At 69.2% G+C, this 21,823-nt stretch carries 13 protein-coding genes; 9 read left to right on the top strand and 4 right to left on the bottom strand.

Annotation, left to right across the window (positions count from 1 at the left end; translation table 11 throughout):
• Positions 1 to 12: 12 nt before the first annotated feature.
• The 7 genes from F0U63_RS14820 to F0U63_RS14850 all read left to right on the top strand — a co-directional run bounded on the left by F0U63_RS14820 (position 13) and on the right by F0U63_RS14850 (position 13,982).
• Positions 13 to 390 carry a response regulator gene (locus tag F0U63_RS14820; protein ID WP_071899841.1) on the top strand — a complete coding sequence of 126 codons (378 nt, stop codon included), beginning with the start codon at positions 13 to 15 and terminating at the stop codon, positions 388 to 390.
• 8 nt (positions 391 to 398) lie between these two features.
• Positions 399 to 977, top strand: coding sequence for a chemotaxis protein CheW (locus F0U63_RS14825; protein WP_095985906.1), 579 nt, complete (start codon positions 399 to 401; stop codon positions 975 to 977).
• Between the two features lie 12 nt (positions 978 to 989).
• Positions 990 to 3,515: a response regulator gene (locus tag F0U63_RS14830; protein ID WP_395846555.1), complete on the top strand. Its 2,526-nt coding sequence runs from the start codon at positions 990 to 992 to the stop codon at positions 3,513 to 3,515.
• Positions 3,516 to 3,575: 60 nt separating this feature from the next.
• A complete protein-coding gene (locus tag F0U63_RS14835) occupies positions 3,576 to 4,097 on the top strand; it encodes a hypothetical protein (protein ID WP_395846556.1) in 522 nt (173 codons plus the stop codon).
• Complete coding sequence (locus F0U63_RS14840) at positions 4,097 to 5,482, top strand: tripartite tricarboxylate transporter permease (protein ID WP_395846557.1); 1,386 nt, start codon at positions 4,097 to 4,099, stop codon at positions 5,480 to 5,482. Before F0U63_RS14835 ends, F0U63_RS14840 begins: the two co-directional genes overlap by 1 nt.
• A 398-nt stretch (positions 5,483 to 5,880) precedes the next feature.
• Complete coding sequence (locus F0U63_RS14845; RefSeq protein WP_395846558.1) at positions 5,881 to 7,692, top strand: M20/M25/M40 family metallo-hydrolase; 1,812 nt, start codon at positions 5,881 to 5,883, stop codon at positions 7,690 to 7,692.
• Positions 7,693 to 7,880: 188 nt separating this feature from the next.
• Positions 7,881 to 13,982, top strand: a complete 6,102-nt coding sequence (locus tag F0U63_RS14850) for an Ig-like domain-containing protein (protein WP_395846559.1) — start codon at positions 7,881 to 7,883, stop codon at positions 13,980 to 13,982.
• Positions 13,983 to 13,987: 5 nt separating this feature from the next.
• On the opposite strand, the gene F0U63_RS14855 is transcribed toward F0U63_RS14850, so the two are convergent.
• From F0U63_RS14855 to F0U63_RS14865, 3 genes are all read right to left on the bottom strand, one after another.
• Positions 13,988 to 15,685, bottom strand: a complete 1,698-nt coding sequence (locus F0U63_RS14855; protein WP_395846560.1) for a CHASE3 domain-containing protein — start codon at positions 15,683 to 15,685, stop codon at positions 13,988 to 13,990.
• Between the two features lie 173 nt (positions 15,686 to 15,858).
• Positions 15,859 to 16,893 carry a M48 family metallopeptidase gene (locus F0U63_RS14860; protein ID WP_395846561.1) on the bottom strand — a complete coding sequence of 345 codons (1,035 nt, stop codon included), beginning with the start codon at positions 16,891 to 16,893 and terminating at the stop codon, positions 15,859 to 15,861.
• Complete coding sequence (locus F0U63_RS14865; protein ID WP_395846562.1) at positions 16,890 to 17,657, bottom strand: EcsC family protein; 768 nt, start codon at positions 17,655 to 17,657, stop codon at positions 16,890 to 16,892. The genes F0U63_RS14860 and F0U63_RS14865 overlap by 4 nt, the downstream gene beginning before the upstream one ends.
• Before the next feature lie 172 nt (positions 17,658 to 17,829).
• On the opposite strand from F0U63_RS14865, the gene F0U63_RS14870 reads away from it, so the two are divergent.
• Complete coding sequence (locus F0U63_RS14870; RefSeq protein ID WP_395846563.1) at positions 17,830 to 18,459, top strand: DedA family protein; 630 nt, start codon at positions 17,830 to 17,832, stop codon at positions 18,457 to 18,459.
• A gap of 10 nt (positions 18,460 to 18,469) precedes the next feature.
• Here the strand turns inward: F0U63_RS14870 and F0U63_RS14875 are convergent, their stop codons facing one another.
• Positions 18,470 to 19,489: a sensor histidine kinase gene (locus tag F0U63_RS14875; protein WP_395846564.1), complete on the bottom strand. Its 1,020-nt coding sequence runs from the start codon at positions 19,487 to 19,489 to the stop codon at positions 18,470 to 18,472.
• Between the two features lie 202 nt (positions 19,490 to 19,691).
• Here F0U63_RS14875 and F0U63_RS14880 point away from each other — a divergent pair, with 202 nt between their 5' ends.
• Positions 19,692 to 21,767, top strand: a complete 2,076-nt coding sequence (locus F0U63_RS14880) for an alginate lyase family protein (protein ID WP_395846565.1) — start codon at positions 19,692 to 19,694, stop codon at positions 21,765 to 21,767.
• Positions 21,768 to 21,823: the final 56 nt, after the last annotated feature.

Genomic DNA, 21,823 nt, shown 5'->3' on the forward strand with positions numbered 1-21,823 from the left:
GGACGTGGAAGAATGAAGGTGCTTATCGTCGAGGACACGAAGACCATCACCAACCTCATCCAGGTCTACCTGATGGGGTGGGGGCTGGAGTTCTTCGAAGCGGGGAATGGCGTCCAGGGGCTCGCCCGCGCCCGGGAAGTGAAGCCGGATCTGATCATCTCCGACGTGCAGATGCCGGAGATGGATGGGTTCGCGCTGTGCGCGGCGGTGAGGGCGGATCCCATCCTCTTCTCCACGCCCTTCGTGATGCTCACGTCGCTCAAGGACGACGCGAGCCGGCAGCGGGGCCGGCTCGTGGGCGCGAGCGCCTTTCTCAACAAGCCCGTGGCGGTGGATGACCTGCGCGAGAAGGTGCGCAGCATCCTGAAGCTGCCGGCCAGCAAGTACTGAGAGGCGTCATGGTCGGCGACGAGTCACGCGGGAAGATCGACTACACGGCGCTGCGCCGCAAGCTGGACGAGGCGCAGGCGGTGCTCGAGGGAGCCCAGGTGCTCAGTCCGGAGCGCCGCCGTGAGGTGCTCGCCGAGCGCGCGCGCATCCTGGCCGAGTCACGCCAGGAGGAGCGTCGCGAGACGGTATCGGTGCTCGCCTTCCGCGTGGGCGGCGAGCGCTATGCCGTGCCCATCGACGCGGTGGACCACGTGCTGGAGGCCCGGGGTCTGTGTCCCCTGCCCGGGGCGCCACGCCACGTGCTCGGCGCGCTGTTGTCGCGCTCGCGCGTGGTGCCGGTGCTGGACCTGCGGCAGGTGTTGGGTCTGGAAGGTGGCGGCATGTCGGACCTGGCGCGCGTGGTGGTGGTGGAAGTGGCCGAGGAGTTCTTCGGGATGGCGGTGGAGGAGGTGGATGGACGGCAGGAGCTGCCCCGCGTGGACCTGTCCCAGCCGCCGCCGGGTCCCTTCACCTGGCTCACGCGCAACCGGTTGATGGTGTTGGATCTCGTGCAACTGAGCGATCCGTCCGTGGCGGGCCGGGGATAGGACGAAGGACGCATGGACCCCCGGGTACTGCGCAGTCTCTGGCCCATCTTCGCCGCGGAAACACGCGAGCAGTTGCAGACCATCGGCACGGCGGTGCTCGGGCTGGAGCAGGGCACCGCCGAACAGGCCGCCGAGCAGCTCACCGCCCTCAAGCGCGAGGTGCACAGCCTCAAGGGGTCCGCGGCCAGCCTGGGCCTGTCGGACATCGAGCAGCTGGTGCATGCCATCGAGGACGGGCTCGCGCGCTGCTCTCCGGGCCACGTGCCGCCGCCGGGCCTGGTGGACTCCACCCTGCGCAGCCTGTCGGCCATCGAGGCCGCGCTCAACCGGGGCGACGCGGGCGAGCCGCCCACCATCGAGGGGCTCGCCGGGCTGCTGGCGGGGCTCGGCCGGGGTGGCTTCGTGCCGCCCACGGAGACGAAGACGCGGGTGTCGGCGCACTTCCGGCGCGACGGGCTGCAGACGCTCGAGAAGCTGGAGTCGGCGCTGGGCCGGTTGTGCTCGCCCGGGCTGGAGGATCGTCCCGGCGCCGTCTGGGAGGCGGTGGGGCTCGCCGAGCTGCTCAAGGCCGCGGCCAACACCGCCGGCATCACCGCCGTGGAGTCCCTGGCGAGCTCCATCCGCGCCGGCTTCGCGCGCATGGAGGAGGCGGGAGTCGGCGCCAGCGTGGCGGCCTCGGACATCGCCGGGGCGCTGGTGCAGCTGCGCGGCTCGTTGGAGGCGCTCGCGGAGGAGACGGCCCCCGAGCCCGCCTCGGCCCCGGTGGAGCCCGAGGTGACGGCGCGCTCGGCGGCCGGCCGGCGCCAGCCAGACATGGACCGGGCGGTGCGCGTGTCGGTGCGCACGCTCGACTCGCTGGCCCTGCAGGTGGAGCAGCTCGCGGCGGGCCGCGCCCAGCAGTTGCGCCGCGCGGAGGCCCACCGCGAGCTGATGGAGCAGACCAACCACGCCTTGCTGCAACTGGAGCGCGCGGCCCAGCAGCTCGCGCTGTCCGGCAACGGGGGTGGGGCGCTCGAGTCACTGCGCGCCGGCGTGGGCCAGGTGCGCGGGGTGCAGAAGCGCCTGTTGCAGCTGTCCAAGGACACGCACCGCGAGGGCGAGCAGCTCGCCCTGGTGGCCCAGGTGGTGCGCGATGACCTGAGGGATCTGCGCATGGTGCCCGCGTCGCAGATGCTCGAGCCGCTCAAGCGCACGGTGCGCGAGCTGGCCGCGCGGCTGGGCAAGGACGTGGAGCTGGTGCTCGCCGGAGGGGACGTGCGCATCGACCGGCGCATCGTGGACGTGCTGAAGGACCCTCTGCAGCACCTGGTGCGCAACGCCCTGGACCACGGCCTGGAGTCCACCGCGGATCGCGTGGCCGCGGGCAAGTCTCCCCGTGGCATGTTGTTCGTCCGGGTGGAGCCGCGGGGCACGCGCCTGGCGGTGGTGGTGGAGGACGACGGCGCGGGCCTGTCGCCGGAGAACGTGCGCGCCACGGCGGTGCGGCGCGGGCTGCTCGGCGAGGCCGAGGCCGCCAAGCTCACCGACATGCAGGCCGCGCGGCTCATCTTCGAGCCGGGCTTCTCCACGCGCGAGCAGGTGACGGAGACGTCGGGCCGGGGCGTGGGCCTGGACGTGGTGCAGAGCACGGCCACGCGGCTGCAGGGCGCGGTGGACGTCTCCTTCGCCCCGGGCGAGGGCACGCGCTTCACCATCGATCTGCCCCTCATCCTCGCGGGCGCGCTGGGGCTCCTGGTGCGCGCGGGCACGTCGGTGGTGGCCATTCCCTCGGACGCGGTGGAGCGCGTGCTGCGGCTGATGCCCGGGGACGTGGGCACGGTGGCCGGCCACGTGGTGGCGCGCGTGGAGGACGAGCAGCTGCCCTTCCACGCGCTCTCCTCGTCCATCCACATGCCGCGGCTGCCCCTGGCCATCGAGTCCGGCAAGCCGCAGACGGCGATGGTGCTGGCGCTCGGCGGCGTGCGCGCGGTGTTCGCCATCGACGCGGTGGTGGGCCAGCAGGAGATTGTCGTGCGCTCTCTGGGCCCGCATCTGCGCGGCGTGGCGCACCTGGCCGGAGCGGCCGTGCTGGACGACGGCAGCGTGGTGCCCGTGCTCAACGCACCCGAGTTGTTGCGCGTCGCCGCCGCGCCCGTGGTGCTGCGCGCCGCCACCGAGACGCGCCGCCCGCACATCCTCGTGTGTGACGACGCGCTTACCACGCGCTTCGCCATCAAGTCGCTGCTGGAGATCGCCGGCTACTCGGTGGTGACGGCCGGTGACGGACAGGAGGCGCTGGGCATCCTCGAGCGCACACCCTGCCAGCTCGTGGTGAGTGACTGGCAGATGCCCCGGCTGGACGGCATCGGCCTCACCCGGCGCATCCGAGCCCACCCCAAGCTGTCCAACATCCCCGTCATCCTGTGCACCTCCCTGGACAGTCCCCAGGAGCGTGCCGCCGGTCTGGAAGCGGGCGCGGACGGTTACCTCGTCAAGCGCGAGGTGGAGCGTGGCAAGCTGTTGGATCTCGTGCGCCAGCTCCTGCCCACGAGCGTGTAGGCGGGCAGGGTCGTGGTCCTCCTCGGTGGGGGGGTGGTCGCGCGCGGCTACGGGATTGAAATGAAAAAACACAACCTGCGACACGGGCACCTGGCCGAGGTCTGGGGCGATACGGTCGATCTGCGGCACCTGGCGTGGTCCATCGGTATCGGACTCGTCGTCAGCCTGTCCTGCTTCCTCCTGGCCAGCCATCTCCTGGCGGACCGGGTCGGCAGTGCCGCGCTCGCGCGTGCCTACGCGATGCTGGCCGGTCTGGCCGGCTGCGTCCTGTCCGGTGTCATCTGCGGCGCACTGTTCCCTCCCAAGCGCGAGGTGGTGGAGGGAGGGGAGGCAGATCCATCGTGGCGCCAGGAGGTGCTGAACGAGCTTGCCGCGCAGTCCGGCGGACTCGGATCGGTTGCCGAGCTGCCGCCCGCGGTGGTGGATGAGATGAAGGCGCTGCACCTCTACGAGCTGTTCGCGAACGCCCAGCCGGTCGTGTCCGACGCGGCCCCGGCCTCTTCCGGGACGGAGCCGTCGGCACGAGCCGAGGTGCCGGGAATGCCCCAGGTGGAGCCCCCCCCGGCGACGGAGGAGCGATAGTGCAAGCGGACCTCCTGAATCAGTTGCTGGTCGCCGCGGGCATGGGGCTGCTCGGGGCGGTGGTGTTCGCCGCCATCGGCTTGATCTCCGGGACCGACGAGACGACGACGCTCGCACCGCCGACCCTGCTGGTCGCGCTGCTAGGCGTGCCACCCGCGGGCGTCTTCACCTTCTTCCTCGCCGGGGCGGTTGCCAAGCACATGACGCATGCGGTCCCCACCGCGTTGCTCGGCATTCCCGGCGATACCACCGCCATTCCCCTGCTGCAGGACGCCAACGTCCTGCGCAACCTCGGGGTGCCGCACATCGCGCTGCGCAAGATGGTGTCCGGAGGAATCGTCGCCGCCTTCCTGGCGGTGCCGCTGGCGGTGCTGTTCGCCGTCCTGCTGGCGCCCTTTGGCGACATCATCTCGAAGTCGGCACCGTGGATCTTCGTGACGGCCGCGGTGCTGATCGCCTACCTGTCTGGCGGCCGTTGGGCGTCCGTGGTCACGCTGGTGCCCTTCGTCCTTGTCATCGCGGCGCTGCAGGCGTTCACGGCCAGCCGTGGCGTCAAGCTCAGCGTGAGCTACTTCCTCGGAATCGCCATCGGCCCGCTGGTCGCCGACCTGTTCTCGGTGCTCTCCCCGCTCGAGGGTCCGCGCATGCGGCGCGACCGCGTCCGGACGTTCTCGCTGGCTCCGGATGTGAAGGGCTGGTCGGGTTATTTCCCCAACCCGTTCAAGGTGCTCGATGCCACCCAGACCCGGTGGACGCTCGCCACCGCGGCGGTGTCGAGCGCCACGTTCGTGTTCAGCCCGGTGGCGATGACGGTGGTGATGGGCGAGGCCGTGGGCTCGCGCATCAAGCATGCCTATCATCGGCTGACCACCGTGCTGGCCGCGCGCAACGGGGTGACCGAGGCCACCTACATCGCGGAGGTGCTGATTCCGCTGATTGCTTTTGGTCTGCCCTTGAGTCCGGTGGCGGCCGGTCCGGCGGCGCCGCTGTTCAACGCGCCTCCGCGATTCACGGTGGATACCGCCACCGGACAGACGCACAACCTGCACGACCTGCTCAGCCACTGGGAGTTCCTGGGCTACGGCATGCTGTCCGTGGTGCTGGCGGCGCTGGTGTCCTACCCGTTCGCCATGAACCATGCGCGGCGGGCGGCGCTATTCGTCTCTCGCAAGGTGAGCCACGAGGCCATCATCGCCACCTTCGTCGGCTTGATCATCGTCATCAGCGTCTGGGAAGGCCAGTTGTTGGGGCTGCTGGTGATCCTGACGATGGGACTGCTCGGCGGGTTGTTGTCTCGCACCCTCGGATTCAACACGGGCGTGCAGTTCATGGGCTACTACACCGCGGTGCTCACCGTGCCCGCGTTGCTCAAGCTGTTCACGTGAAGAGTCTGGGGGTCAGCGCGTGTGCTGTTTGATGCTGAACCAGGGCCACGAGAGGTGTCAAAACCAAGAAATCAAAACCAGGAAACCAACAAAGACATGGGCTCGTGCCAGGCTTCATTCGCATGTTTCAAGAGGCGAGAGGGCTGGGGTCTGATCAGACTTCAGGCTCTCTGAAGTGTCCGAACTCACGACAGTGAAAGAGAAGAGGCGAAACCCATCGTTTTTGATGGATCTGGCTTGTCTTGTGTAAATGTTGTTTGCATTTTCGTGCGCGGGCGTTGCCGCACCCATGCTCCAGTGAGTCTTCAGCGGGAGGCAGGCATCACTGGAATTCTGATGAGTTGGGGATTCGGCATGCATCCTGCTCAGTGACAACTCCTCTCCCGGAGGAGTTGTGCATGAGAGTGAGCAGGTCGGTTTGGGTTGCCGTGTGTGTCGCATGTGCCGCGCCCGCGTTCGCGAAGGCTTCGCGAGAGAAGCAGGTATGGATCACCCTCGGCACGGACGCGTTGGAGCCGGTGCGCGGTGCGTTCCAGGGCAAGGGCCTGACGCTGGCCGCTCCCACGTTCCAGAAGGGCGGGGTGGCGGTGCTGCGCATGAGCGAGTCGCACGTGGAGCAGCTCGCGCGGGTCATGCACGACAGGCTCAACCGGTGCGCGGGCTTCATCACCCATGACTCCCAGGCCGAGGCGTTCGCGGCGGTGGAGGCCGACAACGCTTCCCAGTCTTCCCAGTGGGTGGCCTCGCTCATCTCCTACAACATCAACAACGCCCCCTCGGTGAATGCACTGCTGGACGAAGTGCAGGAGACGGAGCTCCGGGGCACCATCAACTCGCTGTCCACCAACTGGACCAACCGCTACTACGACGTTCAGTCGGGCGCGGATGCGTCCATCTGGCTCAAGAACAAGTGGACGACGCTCACCGCCGGGCGCTCGGACATCACGGTGGAGCTCTTTCCCCACGCCTTTCAGCAGTCCTCCGTCATCGCCACCATCCCGGGCACCACGCTGCCCGACGAGGTGGTGGTGCTGGGGGGCCACCTGGACTCCATCAACCTGAGCGACCCCGTGACGGGCACGGCGCCGGGCGCGGATGACGATGCCTCGGGCGTGGCCTCGGTGACCGAGGTGCTGCGCGTGGCGGTGCTCAAGGGCTACAAGCCGGCGCGCACCGTGAAGTTCATGGCGTACGCGGGCGAGGAAGTGGGACTGCTCGGCTCCAAGGCCATCGCCGACTCGTTCAAGGCGAGCGGGGTGAACGTGGTGGGCGTGTTGCAGTTGGACATGACCAACTACAAGGGCAACACCTTCGACTTCGGCCTCGTGGTGGACAGAACCAACGCGGCGCTCAACACGCAGATCAGGAACCTCGTCGCCACGTACCAGCCGGGGCTGACCGTCGTCAGCGCTGGCTGCGGCTATGCCTGCTCGGATCATGCCTCGTGGACGAGCGCGGGCTACCCGGCCTCGATGCCCTTCGAGGCCTCGCTGAGCACGATGAACCCGAACATCCACACCGCGCAGGACACGCTGGCGTTCATGGGCGGCACGGCGGCCAACTCGGTGAAGTTCGCGAAGCTGGGCGCCTCGTTCGTGGCCGAGGTGGCCAAGGGCGCCACCGAGGGCAACACTCCCCCCCCGACGGGCGATGGGGGCGAGAATCCGGGTGGGGGTGGGGCGCCCGGCACCGCGGTCTTCGACGCGACGTACAAGGCCCCCCGCTGTGCCGAGGCGGGTCCTGACTGTGACTCGGGTTCCCTGCTCAACGGCCGCGCTGGCCTGGGCCCCGAGCTGAACACGCCCAACACGCTCAACGCGGGCTGCATGGACGGCACCTCGGGCAGCTACCTCGGGGATGAGTCCATCGAGAAGCTCAAGGTGAGCACCACGGATGGAACGAACCTGGCCGCGGGCAAGACGGTGAAGATCGAGGCCACCGTGTATGCCTACTCCACCACGGAGGACGCGCTGGACCTGTACTACACGGAAAACGCCACGAGCCCCTCGTGGACGTTCATCGGCACGTACAGCCCGAGCAGCACCGGGGTCACCACCCTCTCCGCCACGTACACCCTGCCCGCGGGCGGTGTGCAGGCCATCCGCGCCAACTTCCGCTACATCGGGAGCAGCGGCACCAACGGCTCCGCGTCCCTCTGCAGCAGCGGCGCTTACGACGACCACGACGACCTGGTCTTCACGGTGCGCTAACCTCGCGGCGGGGAGTGTGCACCGTCCGTTCTGAACCGGCCGGTACGCGGCAACCCGGTGGGCTCGTTCCTGAACCAGGGCAGGCTCCCTCCGCCCCTCGGACCAGGTTTTTCGCATGGGTCGCGATCCAATCTTCCTGGAATTGTCCAATAATCCAGGAAAGAGGTTTTGCTTCCTGGGGGAGACCCATGCGGTTCCTGGTGACGTTGTTCGCGGCGGCACTCGTGCTCGCTTCGTGTACGCCCACAGCCGAAGAACGCACGACGAGCGAGGTTGAAGCCTCGCGGAAGCCGGAGACGGCGCGGGTCTTCGTGGCGGGCAGCCGGTTGCTGAAGAACGAGAAGGCCGTGCCTGGCCGCTACATCGTCGTCCTCGACGACAAGGCCGTGGCCCGGGCCCAGGTGGCCGAGCTCTCCGCGCTTCACGGGGCGAGCGTGAAGCACGTGTACTCGCGCGCCCTCCAGGGCTTCGCCGTGACGATGTCCGAGGCCGCCGCGCTGAAGCTGAGCAACGATCCGCGCGTGCGCTATGTGGAGGAGGACGCCAGGCTCTCCTTCATGGGCACGCAGTCGAACGCGCCCTGGGGGCTCGATCGCATCGATCAGCGGGAACGGCCACTGGATGGGACGTACCAACCGGACCAGACCGGCAGCGGAGTCCACGCCTACGTCATCGACTCGGGCATCCGCTTCTCCCACTCCGAGTTCGGTGGGCGAGCGGTTCCTGGCTTCACCGCGTACGATGACGGCAACGGCTCCAACGACTGCGACGGCCACGGCACGCACATCGCGGGAATCATCGGTGGGGCGACGTATGGGGTGGCCAAGGGAGTGACCCTGCACTCCGTGCGGGTGATGGACTGCGAGAACGTGGGCTACGTGTCCGATCTGATCGCGGGCATCGACTGGGTGACGGCCCACCACGAGAAACCGGCGGTGGCCAACATCAGCCTGTCCACCTCCGCGACGACGTCGCTGGACGACGCGGTCACCCGCTCCATCAACGCCGGAGTCACCTATGCGGTCTCGGCGGGCAGGGTGGGCTCGCTCAACGCGTGCCTGCTGTCTCCTGGCCGGACGCCCGCCGCGCTGACGGTCGGGGCGTCCGACTCCAATGACTCCGTGGCCTCCATCTCCAACGTCGGTGGTTGCGTGGACCTCTATGCGCCAGGTGTCGGCATCACCTCGTCCTGGGGCACCAGCGATACCAGTACCCAGATGCTCGATGGCACCTCGATGGCGGCCGCGCATGTGGCGGGGGTGGCGGCGCTCTACCTGCAAGCGCATCCCCAGGCCACGCCCGCTGAAGTCTCCACCGAGCTCATCACCCGCGCCACGCCCGATGTGATGTACCCGGGTTCCTCCGACCCGACGTATCGGCTCCTGTACGCCCGCGGCAACGGGCCGGATCAGACTCCGCCGCAAGTCCTCCTCACCGCGCCCGCCGCTGGTGCGACGGTGAGCGGCACGGTGCACCTGTCCGCCACCGCGACGGATGAGTCGGGCATCGCCAAGGTCGAGTTCTTCCTCGGCAACCGCTTGATCGGCTCGGATGCCACGGCACCCTATGAGCTGGCGTGGAACAGCCTCACCACCCTCAACGGTCCGGTGGTGCTCTCCGCCCGGGCCTATGATCTCCACTACAATCAGGGGGTGAGCACCCCGGTCGAGGTGACGCTCGCCAACGCCGGGGAGGCGCTGTTCGAACCCGCGACGGGAGTGCCTGTCTGCACGACGGTGGGCGGCAGGTGCGACTCGGGACGGCTCCTGGAGGGACGGGCGAGCTCCGGCCCCGAACTCCACGCGCCCAACACCCTGGGCGGCCTCTGCCCGGACGGGCAGGGGGGCACGTACCTCGAGACCCCCTCGCTGCAGCGGCTGCTCGTCTTCCCGAGCGATGGCACCACCTTCCAGGCGGGCAAGGAGGTGACGATCCAGGCCACGATCTTCGTGAAGAAGAGCGCCTACTACGCCACCTACGAGCACCTGGAACTCCTCGCCGCGGCCGACGCGAGCAACCCCGTCTGGACCCACATCGCGACCCTGTGGACGGGGGATGGTCTCCAGGTCTTCTCGGCCAGGTACCTGCTCCCTCTGGGAGGCATGCAGGTCATCCGAGGTGTGCTCACCGAGGACATGAGCTCCGCGACCAAGACCTGCGTCCGGTATGGCTGGAGCACGGATCATGACGACCTGGTCTTCGCGGTGGGCCAGGATCCGGATCCCACGCCGCCTGTCGTGGCCATCACCTCTCCAGGGGAAGGTGCCACGGTGGACAGCGTGGTCCCCATCAGGATCGAGGCGAGTGACAACTTCGGCGTGCAGCGCGTGGAGTTGTACTCGGGCTCGACCCTGCTCACGACGGACACCCAGGCGCCCTATACGTGGAGCTGGGCGACGCGGACGCTGCCCAACGGTCCCTATACCCTCACCGCGCTCGCCTACGACGTGGCCGGCAACGTCACACAGAGCAGCGTGAACGTGCTCGTGGACAATGACTTCACCCCACCGTCCGAGCCCGTCATCACCTCGCCCGCCGCCGGGGCAACCGTGAGTGGCACCGTGTCCATCGAGGTGGCCGCCATCGATGACCGGCAGGTGACGAAGGTGGAGTTCTTCGTGGATGGCACGCTCGTCGGGACCGACACGACGGCGCCGTTCGCTCTCGCCTGGGACTCGGTGAGCGTGTTCAACGGTGGCCACACGTTGAGCGTCAAATCCCATGACGGAGCGGGCCAGTCGGCGGCGAGCGTGCCCATCACCTTCATGGCGAGCAACGCGGGCAACGCGCGCTATGATCCGATCTTGAAGGCTCCTCGATGCGACGGCGTGGCGGAGCGCTGCGACACCCGCGGTCTGGTCCGGGGACGGGGGCAGTTCTTCGGTCCCGAGCTCAACACGCCCAACACCCTGGATGGGTGCCTCGACGGCGCGCGCACGGAATCGCAGGCCGAGTCGGTCTCCCGGATCCGGGTGATCCGCCAGGACGGCACGGCCCTGGCCGCGGGCAAGCGGGTCCGGATCGAGGTCGACGTGGTGGTCGCCAATACCCAGTCCCTGCCCTACGACAGGCTGGATCTGTACTCCACGGCGGATGCGACCCAGCCCTCGTGGAACTACATCACCACGGTCTGGCCCACGACGGTGGGTGAGCAGACATTGTCAGCGGAGTACGTCCTGCCCGCGGGTGGCTTGCAGGCCGTGCGCGCGGCCTTCAATCTGGTGATAGGCCCCGGAGCCTGTGCCGAGGATCCGAGAGAGGCCTCGTTCAACGATCGCGACGACCTGGTCTTCCCGGTCGCCCAGGAGACGGACTCCGTTCCTCCCCAGGCCACGCTCACCGCGCCTGTCCCCGGCGCGACGCTGACGGGCAACGTCACGCTGTCGGCCACGGCGAGCGACGACTTCGGCGTGGTGGCCGTGGACTTCCATGACGGGCAGACCTTGATTGGAACGGATGCCTCGGAGCCCTTCGGCGTGGTGTGGGACACCCGGAGCGCCGCCAATGGCAGCCACACGCTGACTGCCCGGGCGCGAGATCTGGCCGGAAACGTGGTGGCCTCGCCACCGGTGATGGTGACGACGAACAACGACTTCACGGCTCCAGGAGTTTCCATCACCACACCCGCCCCGGGCGTCCGGGTGAGCGGGTCCGTGCTCATCTCCGCGAACGCCACGGACAATCTGGGCGTCAATCGGGTCGAGTTCTTCGTGGACGGGGTGTTGCTGACGAGCGACACGACGGCGCCCTTCTCCGTGTCCTGGAGCAGTGGCTCGTGGGCGAGCGGGAACCACCTGCTGACCGCCAGGGCCCACGACGCGGCGGGCAACGTGGCGACCTCGGCGCAGGTGCCGGTGACCACCGTGCCGGAACTCACGCCGCCCTCCGTTGTAATTACCGCGCCCACCAGCGGCGCGACGCTCGTCGGGCCCGTGACGATCTCGGCCAATGCCACCGATGCCTCCGGTGTGGCCCGGGTCGAGTTCTTCGTGGATGGGGTGTTGCTGGCGAGCGACACGACGGCGCCCTTCGCCGTGGACTGGGACAGCAACGCGTGGGCGAGCGGGAGCCACACGCTGACCGCCAGGGCCCATGACAGGGTGGACAACATGGCGACGAGCGCCGAGGTCGCGGTGACCACGAACCCGTCTGGCGGCGCCGTGTACGATTCCGCGCTCCGCGTGCCGACGTGCGCCACGCCCAACAACGTCTGTGACACCACGCGGCTCGTGAGCGGCCGGGCCTCCTTGGAGTCCAATGGGCCCAACACGATCAATGGGACTTGTTCCGACGGAGCGGGAAATAGCGGCGCCGGGCATCACATCCAGCGGCTCAAGGTGTCCGAGGTCAATGGAGCGCTCTTCGGCCAGGGTCGGCGCGTCCGGATCGAGGCCCACGTCGACGCGCTCAGCACCTCCACGGATGCGCTCGACCTGTTCTCCGCGAGCGATGCCAACAACCCCTCGTGGACGTACCTGACCACGGTGCGGCCGGGTGCGACGGGGCCCCAGGTGCTCTCGGCGGAGTATGTCCTGCCCGCGGGCTTCCTGCAGGCGGTGCGCGCCCAGTTCCGCTCGGGCGGCTCCAGCGGCTCGGCGTGCAGCTCTGGCACCTTGGACGACCATGACGACGTGGCCTTCGCGGTGGATGTGAACCCGGTGGTGTCACTCACTGCTCCCGCCAGCAACGCGCGGGTGCGGGGCTCGGTCGTGGTGACCGCGACGGCCTCCAGCGCTCAGCCCCTGGAGAGGGTCGAGTTCTACGCGGACGGGGCGCTGCTCGGCACCGACACCAGCGCGCCCTATGAGGTGAGCTGGAACAGCAGCGCCGTGGCGGACGGGGCCCACACGTTCACCGCCAGGGCCCACGACATCGGGGGGCACGTCGGAACCTCGCCCGTGGTTGGGGTGAACGTCGATAACACTTCGCCGGACGTGGCCCTCACTTCTCCCACCCAGGGAATGTTCCTCCAGACCCGCGCCCTGCTCGAGGCCACCGCCAGTGATGCCGGAGGGGTAGCGATGGTCGAGTTCTACGTGGATGGGTCGCTGATCGGAGCCGACAGCAGCGCGCCCTACACGGTGGACTGGTTCGCCATGACCGTGGGGGAGGGGGCCCATACGCTCTCGGTGAAGGCACATGACCGGGCTGGCAATGTCCGCACCTCCGCCGGCGTCGGGGTGACCGTCGACTACTACCCGCCGTTGACGAGCATCAGTGCTCCGGCGCGCAACGCCCTGGTCGGGGGAGTCGTCCAGATCAGCGCCACCGCCAGTGACACCGGAGGGGTGACGAGGGTCGAGTTCTACGCGGACGGGGTGCTGCTCGGCACGGATGCCAGCGCGCCCTATGAGATGAGCTGGGACAGCACCGCGGTGGCGGAGGGGGCCCACACGCTCACCACGAAGGCCCATGACCGAGCCGGCAACGTCGGCACCTCGGGCGCGGTCCTGGTGAACACCGACAACCTCTTGCCGGAGGCGACGCTCACCGCACCCGCCCAGGGACTGTTCCTGCGGGGCACTGTCGTGCTCGAGGCCACCGCCAGCGACAACCAGGGGCTCTCCAAGGTCGAGTTCTATCGAGGTACGACGCTGCTCGGCACCGACACCAGCGCGCCCTATGCGGTGAGCTGGAACACCACGGGCGTGGCGGACGGGGCCCAGACCCTCACGGTGAAGGCCCATGACCGGGCGGGCAATGTCCGCACCTCCGCCGGAGTCGGGGTGACCCTCGACAACACCGCGCCGACGACGGCCCTCGCCACTCCCGCGGAGAACGCTCGGGTCCGGGGCACCGTCCTGGTCAGTGCCACGGCCAGCGACACCGTGGGGATCGCGAGGGTCGAGTTCTACGCGGGTGGGACGCTGCTCGGGACGGTCACCACGGCACCGTACGGGGTGAGCTGGGACACGACGGCCGTGGCCGATGGCGGCGCCGTCACGCTCACCACGCGGGCCTACGACGTGGCGGGCAACGTCACCGTGTCCGCTGGCCGGACTGTCACGGTGGACAATGCCGAACCCACGGTGGCCATCACCTCGCCGGCCAACGGGGCCTCGCTCTTCCTGAGCGCCACCTTGCAGGCCAGTGCCAGTGACAACGTGGGGGTCACCCAGGTGGTGTTCTACGACGGAGGCACCGTCATCGGCACGGACACCACGGCGCCCTACAGCGTGAGCTGGAGTCTGCTGCTCGTCTCGAAGGGGATGCACACCGTGACGGCCAGGGCCCATGACGCGGCGGGCAACGTCACCACGTCGGCGTCCATCTCCGTCAAGGTGAACTGACCTGCTCAGCTCCGGGGCATGCGCACGAGGAAGGTCGTCCCTGCTTCCTTCGAGGACTCCACCTCGACGTGGCCTCCGTGCGCCATGACGACGTGCTTGACGATGAAGAGCCCCAGACCAATGCTCCGGCTTCTCTTCTCCTTGGCGCACGCCCCTCGCTGCATGGGCTCGAAGAGCCGCGAACGCAGCTCGGGCGGGATGGGCTCGCCCATGTTGTGGATGGAGAGCACCGGATCGCCGCTGCTTCCTCGTACTTCCACCCGCACCGGCGTGTCCGGGGGGCTGTAGGCCAGCGCGTTACACAGCAGATTGGAGAGAACCTGGGCCAGCCGGTCTCCATCCCACCAGCCCCACCCGTCTCCCTCGAGGTTCAACTCCACCCTCCTGTCCGGATGTGCCAGCCGCACCTCCTCCACCGCCTGGTGGGCCAGCTCGTGGAGGTTCACCCGCCTGCGGTCGATGGGAATGTGGCCCAGCCGGGCCTGCGTGAAGTCGAGCAGGTCTCGAATCATCCGGCTGGCGCGCTCGGCGACGGAGTGGATGCGGACGATGGCCGTCGTCGTCTTCTCGTCCAGCTCACGGCGCAGCAGCACCTCCGTGGAGAGGCGGATGGCGTTGAGGGGGTTTTTCAGATCGTGGGACACGATGCCGACGATCTGCTGCGCGAAGTCCGCACGCTGCCGCTCCTCCTCCCGCTGGCGCGCGAACCGGGTCACATCCCAGCTGATGGTCAGCACGGAAACCACCTGGCCGTGTGCGTCGCGCTCGGGAACGAAGCGCGTCTGGAAACAACGCTCTCCGCGCGAATCCCTGACGGGGACGACCATCGTCGCGTCCTCGCCCGCGAACGCCTTGTCGAGTGCCTCCGTACAGAGTGTCAGCGCCTCGGAAGACAGTTCCATCTCATGAGGGGTCAGACCCAGCAGCTCGTCGGGCCCACGGCCCATGGCGTGGCAGGTGGCTGCGTTGACATAGATGAGCCGGCGCCGTGGGTCGTAGCGCGTGACGATGTCCGGGCTGTTCTCGGTGAGATGGCGGTAGCTTTCCTCGCTCTCGCGCAGCGCCGCCTCCGTCAGGGCCTGCCGGCGGTAGCCCGCCCAGGCCGTGCCACCGACGAGGCCCAGGGTGACGCATACCGAGAAGATGAAGAGCCGCAACTGGTGTCCGCGGTGTTGCGCGTGCGCCGCCAGCACCGTCAGAAGGTGTTGCTCCTCCTGGTTCACCTCCTGGAGCACGCGGCGGATCTCGTCCATGGTTCTCTTCCCCAGATCCGTGCGAACGATGGCCAGGGCCGCTTCTTCGCCCCCCTCCTGCCGCCGGAGTTGGATGGTGCGCGCGAGCTCCTCCATCTTCGCTTCGACCAGGGGCTCGAGCCTCTCGACCCGCTGTTGTTGAGCGGGGCTGTAGGCGGCGAGCCGTCGCACCTCCGCGAGGAGCTCCTGGTACCTTCCCAGTGCCTGCTGGTAGGGGGCGAGATAGGACTCAGTGCCCGTGACGAGAAAGCCACGCTGGCCTGTTTCGGCATCCACGAGGATGTTCTGGAGGCGCTCCGTCGCGAGTTGCATCTCCTGGGTATGCTTCACCCCTTCTTCCGCTTCGATGAGGCTTTGCCAGGAGCGGTTGGATGCCCAGAGGAGGAGCGCGAGGAGCAGGCTGGCGACGAGGGCCAGCCCGGCCGGCTGAAGCGGCAACTGACGTCTCATCGAACGATTCCCCCCCAGGGGCGCCGACGCGAGAAGCACGAGGTGTTGGCTCCGCCATTCGTCATCAACACCCCACCCCTGCCCTGACATCGACAACCCATCGGCAACATCCGCTTGGCGCACGCGTATTCTGAGGTGCCGGATGGGAGGCGGGCGGACCCTCGCCCGTGCTCTCAGGCCGCGACGGGATTCTTGGCGCGCTCGTAGTGCCCGGACAGGATGTCCAGATAGTTGCCGTGTTCCACCCACTCCAGCAGGTGCATCACCCGCCAGGCGATGAAGGGGTGGCTCTGGTTCATCGTGAGGAGCATCGCCAGCAGGCCGTCGAACCAGCTCGACTCCTCCTGCTTCGCGAGCATGCGCGCCTGCTGCACGAAGGGCGCCAGCTTCATCTTCGTGCGCTGGCTGGTGCCGGGCCGGTGGCCTCCCGCCAGCTTCATCAGCACGCCCAGGGAGGCGCTCAGGTCCCGGCAGGCGAGCAGGCCCGCGCGGTCCGCGGTCAACTCGGAGCAGCGCATCCACTTGTAGAGTGCCTTCTGCAACGGAAAGCTCAGCAGCTGTCCCACGGTGCCCAGCAGGCCACTGCTACCCGCCAGCACCAGGGCCACCGTCCGGTAGAGGCCGTGCTCCGCGTGCAGATGGCCCAGCTCATGTCCCAGCACGGACTTCACCTCGGTGTCGTCCAGGTGATCGAGCAGGCCCGCGTACACGATGACGGCGGGCTCCTCCGAGCCGAAGGTGGCCGCGTTGGCATGGGGGGACTCGGAGAGGAACAGCGTCGGCTGGCTGGGGAAGTCCAGGCCATGGCGAGCGCTCTCGAGCAGTTCCACCAGCTCCGGGAATTGTCCTTCTCCGCACATGACGGTGGACGACAGGCACTCCAGCCGCAGGCTGCGCTCGCCCAGGTTGGACATCAGCCAGCGCACCAGGGCGGGGAAGCCCGGCAGTGCCTTGAGCGCCGCCAGCGTCGAGCGATCCAACGAGTGCTCATAGGCACTCGAGCTGATGCGGGTGAGCGGTTCCTCGGGGGAGAGGAACAGCGCCTGCCCGCACGCCCCGCATTCGCAGTGCGAGGGCTCGAGCACGGCCTTGGGTACCTGGACGCGGTTGCGCCGTCCGCAGTGACGGCACGTGAGCAACTTGACGGGGACATCCTTCTTGTCTGGCCAGAGGGCCGCCGCCAGCTCGGCATGGGACTCGTGCTTCATGACTTCCTCCCGCCGGAGGCGCGCCGCTTGGGCTTTTCCTCCGCCGATTCACGCACCGTGGCATCCACCACGTCGGCTTCGTTGTCGCCGGGCTGCTGGCCGGTGAGTTCGCGGCGCGTCCGGAGGTCCTGGATGCAGCGCTCTCCGACGCGGGTGGTGAGGACCTTGTTCATCGACGAGCCCACCGCGATGCCCACCAGGGGCAGGGCACGCACCAGGCTCTTGGAGAGTTGGAGGAGCGCGATCTTGCTCATCACGCCCACCAACATCTTGGAGACCTCGCGCGGGGCATACTTCCAGATGGCGATGCGCTCGACCTCGGCGATGTCCAGCAAGACGTTGCCGCCGCTCTTGGCGTCGTAGGTGCCCACCGAGGCGAGGAGGAAGGCCAGCTGCCGCTCCTCCTCCTTGTGGATGTCGAAGCCGTGCAGATGGCTGAGCACCAACGCCATCTCCACCTCGTACTTGAGGAGAAAACCCATGTCCGCGAGTGCCCCGCCGAGCGCCGCGGCCAGAGTGCCCACGCCTGGAATCAGGGCGGGTGCCGCGGCCAGTCCCCCGGAGATGGCGGCACGGGTGGAGAAGTAGTTCACCACCGCGGCCGCGGCGGCCTCGCGCGTCTGGGCCTCGCTCGCGAGCTTCTTCTTGCGCGCCTGTCCCAGGTACTCCTCGGCCAGCGTGATCAGGCTGCCCGTGTCGGAGATGATGCGTTCAACGGCCGTGAGGAGCTTCTGCCCCTGGCTTTGATCCTCTGCCTCTTTCATGGATTCCCCCGAGGTGGAACGACACTGTGGGATGGTGCCCAGGCGGATACTACCTCCACGCCAGCCATGGAGCGATCGCGAGCGGGCGGACCAACCAGGGGAGCGGGCTTCAGGCCCGGACCCTTCTCGGGTTGATGCGGAATGCGCACCCTAGTCGCCGTCAGGAGGCTCGGTGGAAGAGCAGATCGCCCTGTGGATCGCTGGTTTCTCGTATCCCGCCGTCTTCCTGCTGCTCGTGCTGTGCGGAGTGGGCGCGCCCCTGAGCGAGGAGCTGGTCGTCCTCACCGGGGGGCTGGTGGTCGCGCGCAGCGGCGCGAGCTTTCCCATCATGGTGCTCGCCGCCTACCTGGGCATTCTCGCCGGGGACAGCGCGCTGTACCGGATCGGCTACGCGCTCGGCCCTCGGGTCTTCACCCATCCGAGGTTGGCCAGGATGTTGCCGCCCACCCGCGTCACGCTCCTGCAGGAGATGTACATGAAGCGCGGGCCCGTGGCGGTGTGGCTCGCGCGCTTCCTGCCGGGGTTGCGCGCTCCGGCCTACCTGCTCGCGGGCGCCACGCGGCTGCCCTACCGCCAGTTCCTCCTGGCCGATGGCTCCGCCGCCTGGATCCCGGCGCTGGGCATGACCTGGCTGGGCGTGCGCTTCGGTCCTCGGGTGCTCGCGGATGTGCAGGGCGGACTGCGCTGGCTGCTCGCGCTCGTGCTCGCCTTGGGCGTGGCCGTGCTCGTGCGCCGCTGGTGGAAGCAGCGCGCCGCGCTTCGGGCCTCGCGCATCCTCGGTGTTCCCGAGCGGGAGGCCTGAGCCTCCGCCTTCACTCCGGCAGGCGTGGCAGCAGGACGGTCAGCTCGAGCCCCGTGTCCTCCTGCGCCACCGAGACCTGACCTTCCGCCCGGCGCGCGAGCCGCTCCAGCGAGGCCTGGGCGCGGGGGAGGGGAGGGCGGACGAGCTGGGCCTGGACGCGCAGCCGCCACTGCTGTGCCCCCTCCGGCACGTCCACCCGCATCACCGTCTCCGAGGCGCCCGCGCCCGTCAGCAGCCGCTCCAGGGCCCGCACCATCAACCCGAGGGTCATCCGGGGCGCCCGCACGCGCATGGGCTCCTCGGGCAGCTCCAGCCGCGCGGCGCACGGCCGTCCGGGACCGAAGGCCGCGCTCAACAGGGGCCGTCCGTCCGCCGCGGGAGGGCCCTCGCCCCGGTGCCGCCGCTGGAGCCGGGTGTTGAGATCTCCCGCCGACTGGCGCATGCGCTCCAGGTAGCGCTTCATGGGCGGGCTGAGCTCCCCGGCCATGCCCTTCATCATCATCTCCACGTAGCCCTGGAGCACCAGCAGGGGCGTCCTCAAGTCATGGGCCGCGCGGGACCAGGCGCGCTCGCGCGCGGCGAGCTGATCCACGAGCCGCAGCCGCTCCTGGCGCAGCCGCTTCTGCTCGGCCCGGGCCGCGTCCTCGCGCGCCAGGGACGCCAGCAGCGCGTCGCCCAGCACCGTGAGCCGCGTGAGGTGCTGGCGCAGGAGCGGATCCCGGCAGGGCTCGCCGAGCACCAGCACCGCGCGCCCCTCGTGGAAGCGCTGCCAGGCAAGGGCCCGGGCCGGCGCTGGAGGCTCCTGGCCGCGCAGGGCGATCCGAAGCTCCTGTTCATGCAAGGCGGCCCCGCTCGTCCCCGTGAGGCCAACGGCCGCCTCCACGAGGGCGTTCAAGCCCGCTTTCGCGCCGTGGTGCAGCGCCTGCTCGGCGATCGCCGACAGCAGCCGCTCCACCCCGGAGGCGCCCACGCCCCTGCCCACCTCTTGCCCGCTCCAAGCACCGTCCAGCACGTCCAGAGGAATGGGCATGGCGCGGGGTGGACGCAATGCTCCTTCTTCAGGGAACTCGGTGGGCCAGGGAATGAAAACCTTTCCACCCCCGTGGGCTCCCACCTCCCACCTTTTTACCGGCCTCCGGGGCGGGCCCTGGCCCCAGGAGCGGCTCCTTCCCTCGGAAAAACGCGTGGCAGACCAATTGCTAATGGATGCGTCCGGCAAGGAACGGAGCGCGATGAGCACCCTGAGCTACTACTCGACGATCGCAAGGCTGGCTCCCGCTGGACTCGCCCGAGGCATGGTGCGCCGGGTCCATGGGGTGGCGCGGCAGGCGCTCTACAAGAAGCGCGAGCGGCTCGACGAGCGGGGGCTGCTGGAGGCCTTCGGCGTGGACTCGGCGGAGGCGCTGGCCAGCCGGGCCTTGGAGGTGGGGGCGGGGGGCGCTTGGTGTGACGTGGCGCAGCGGGCCTCCGTGTTGGAGGCGCTCAAGGGCATCCCAGGGGCCGCGGAGCGGGCACTGGCGCGGGCCCGGGCCGCGTTCCGGGGTGAGTTCGACGTCTTCGGCACGCACGTGTGCTTTGGCGAGGGCCAGCCGGTGGACTGGTCCCTGGACGTGGGCAGCGGCTACCGCTACCCGGTGGTGCCGGTGGAGCGCCTGAAGCTGGCGCAGCCGGGGGTGGATCCCAAGTACCCGTGGGAGCTGGGGCGGCTGGATTGCCTCGTGGCGCTCGGCCAGGGCTACTGGGTGGAGCGCGAGGAGGGCGCGCGCCGTGCCTTCGCGCGCGACTTCGTGGCGCGCACGCTGGACTTCCTCCAGGCCAACCCCGTGGGCGAGGGCGTGCACTGGACGTGCGCCATGGAGGTGGCGCTGCGCGGGGCCAACCTGGCGCAGGCGCTGTGGATGTTCGCGGATGCGCCCGAGGCGCGCCGGCCGGAGTTCCTCGTGCCGGTGCTGCGGGCGCTCGCCGAGCACTCGGCCTGGGTGGAGACGCATCTGGAGGATGGGGGCGCGGTGCCCAACAACCACCTCGTCTCCAACTACGTGGGCCTGCTCGTGGTGGGGCTGCTCTTTCCCCGGCTGCCGGACGCGCCGAGGCAGGTGGCGCTCGCGGTGGCGGGGCTGCGCACCCAGGTGGAGGCGCAGGTGCACCCGGACGGCAGCTCCTTCGAGGGCTCCGTGCCGTACCACCGCCTGTCGGTGGAGCTCTTCACCCTGGCCTTCGTGGTGGCGCGCTCCCAGGGCGTGGAGCTGGGCGGGGTCTACACGCGGCGCCTGCGCGGCATGTTCGCGGCCTCGCGCGCGTGGTGCTCCGAGCGCGGCCTCGCGCCGCAGATCGGCGACAACGACTCGGGCCGCGTCTTTCCCTTCCGGGAGCGCGAGCCCCGCGAGCAGGGCTATCTCGTGCCGCTGGGGGCCGCCCTCCTGGGCGACGCGTCCCTGACGGACGGCGACTATCCGGACGAGGCGGCGTGGCTGCTCGGGCAGCCGGGGTTGGAGCTCTTCCAGGCCCTTCCGGCCGCTGAGCCCGTGGGCTCCACGGGGTTCGACGCGGGCGGCTTCCACGTGCTGCGCGGCGCGGGCGCGGTGGTGACGGTGAGCGCGGGGGCCCAGGGGCAGGGCGGGGTGGGCGGGCACAGCCACAACGACAAGCTCTCCTTCGAGCTGCACCTGGGTGGGCGCCCCGTCATCGTGGATCCCGGCACGGGCACGTATACGCGCGATCCCTCGGTGCGCAATGCCCTGCGCTCCACGGCCGCGCACAACACGCCGCAGGTGGATGGCGCGGAGCAGGCGCCGCTGGAAGCGCACCGTCTGTTCGCGCTGCCCGAGGCGGCGCAGGCGCGCGTCGAGGTGTTCCAGACGGGCGCCGGGTTGGATCGCCTCATCGCGCGGCATGACGGCTACCGCCTCCTGTCCTCGCCCGTGGGGGTGGAGCGCACGTTCGTGCTCGACAAGCGCGAGCGCGCGCTGGGTGTCAGTGATTCTTTCGTCGGGGTGGGGCTTCACGAAGTGGTGAGCCGGATCCACCTTCCGGACCGCGAGGCGAGAGTGCGAGAGCCCACGGCCGGAGAGCTGGCGCGGGCGCTGCGAGTCCCCCAGGCCCCGCGGACTTTCGAACCGCTCGCGGTGGAGCTGGGGCCAGAAGGCTCTCCCGTGGCGGTGGTGCTCTTCGAGCGGGGTGTGAGCCCGCGGCTGGAGACGTCCCGGTACTCACCGGGCTACGGCCTCCTGGTGGAGTCGCGGGTGGTGGTGTTCGGAGCGCGGTTGTCGCCTCCGGCTTGGCTGCGGTGGGTGGTTGTTTTCGGGTGATGGTCTTGGATGGGCATGACGGGAAGACCCGCATGCCCTCAGGTGGAGGGTGAGAA

The sequence above is a fragment of the Cystobacter fuscus genome (assembly GCF_044360685.1).
GTDB classification, from domain to species: domain Bacteria; phylum Myxococcota; class Myxococcia; order Myxococcales; family Myxococcaceae; genus Cystobacter; species Cystobacter fuscus_C.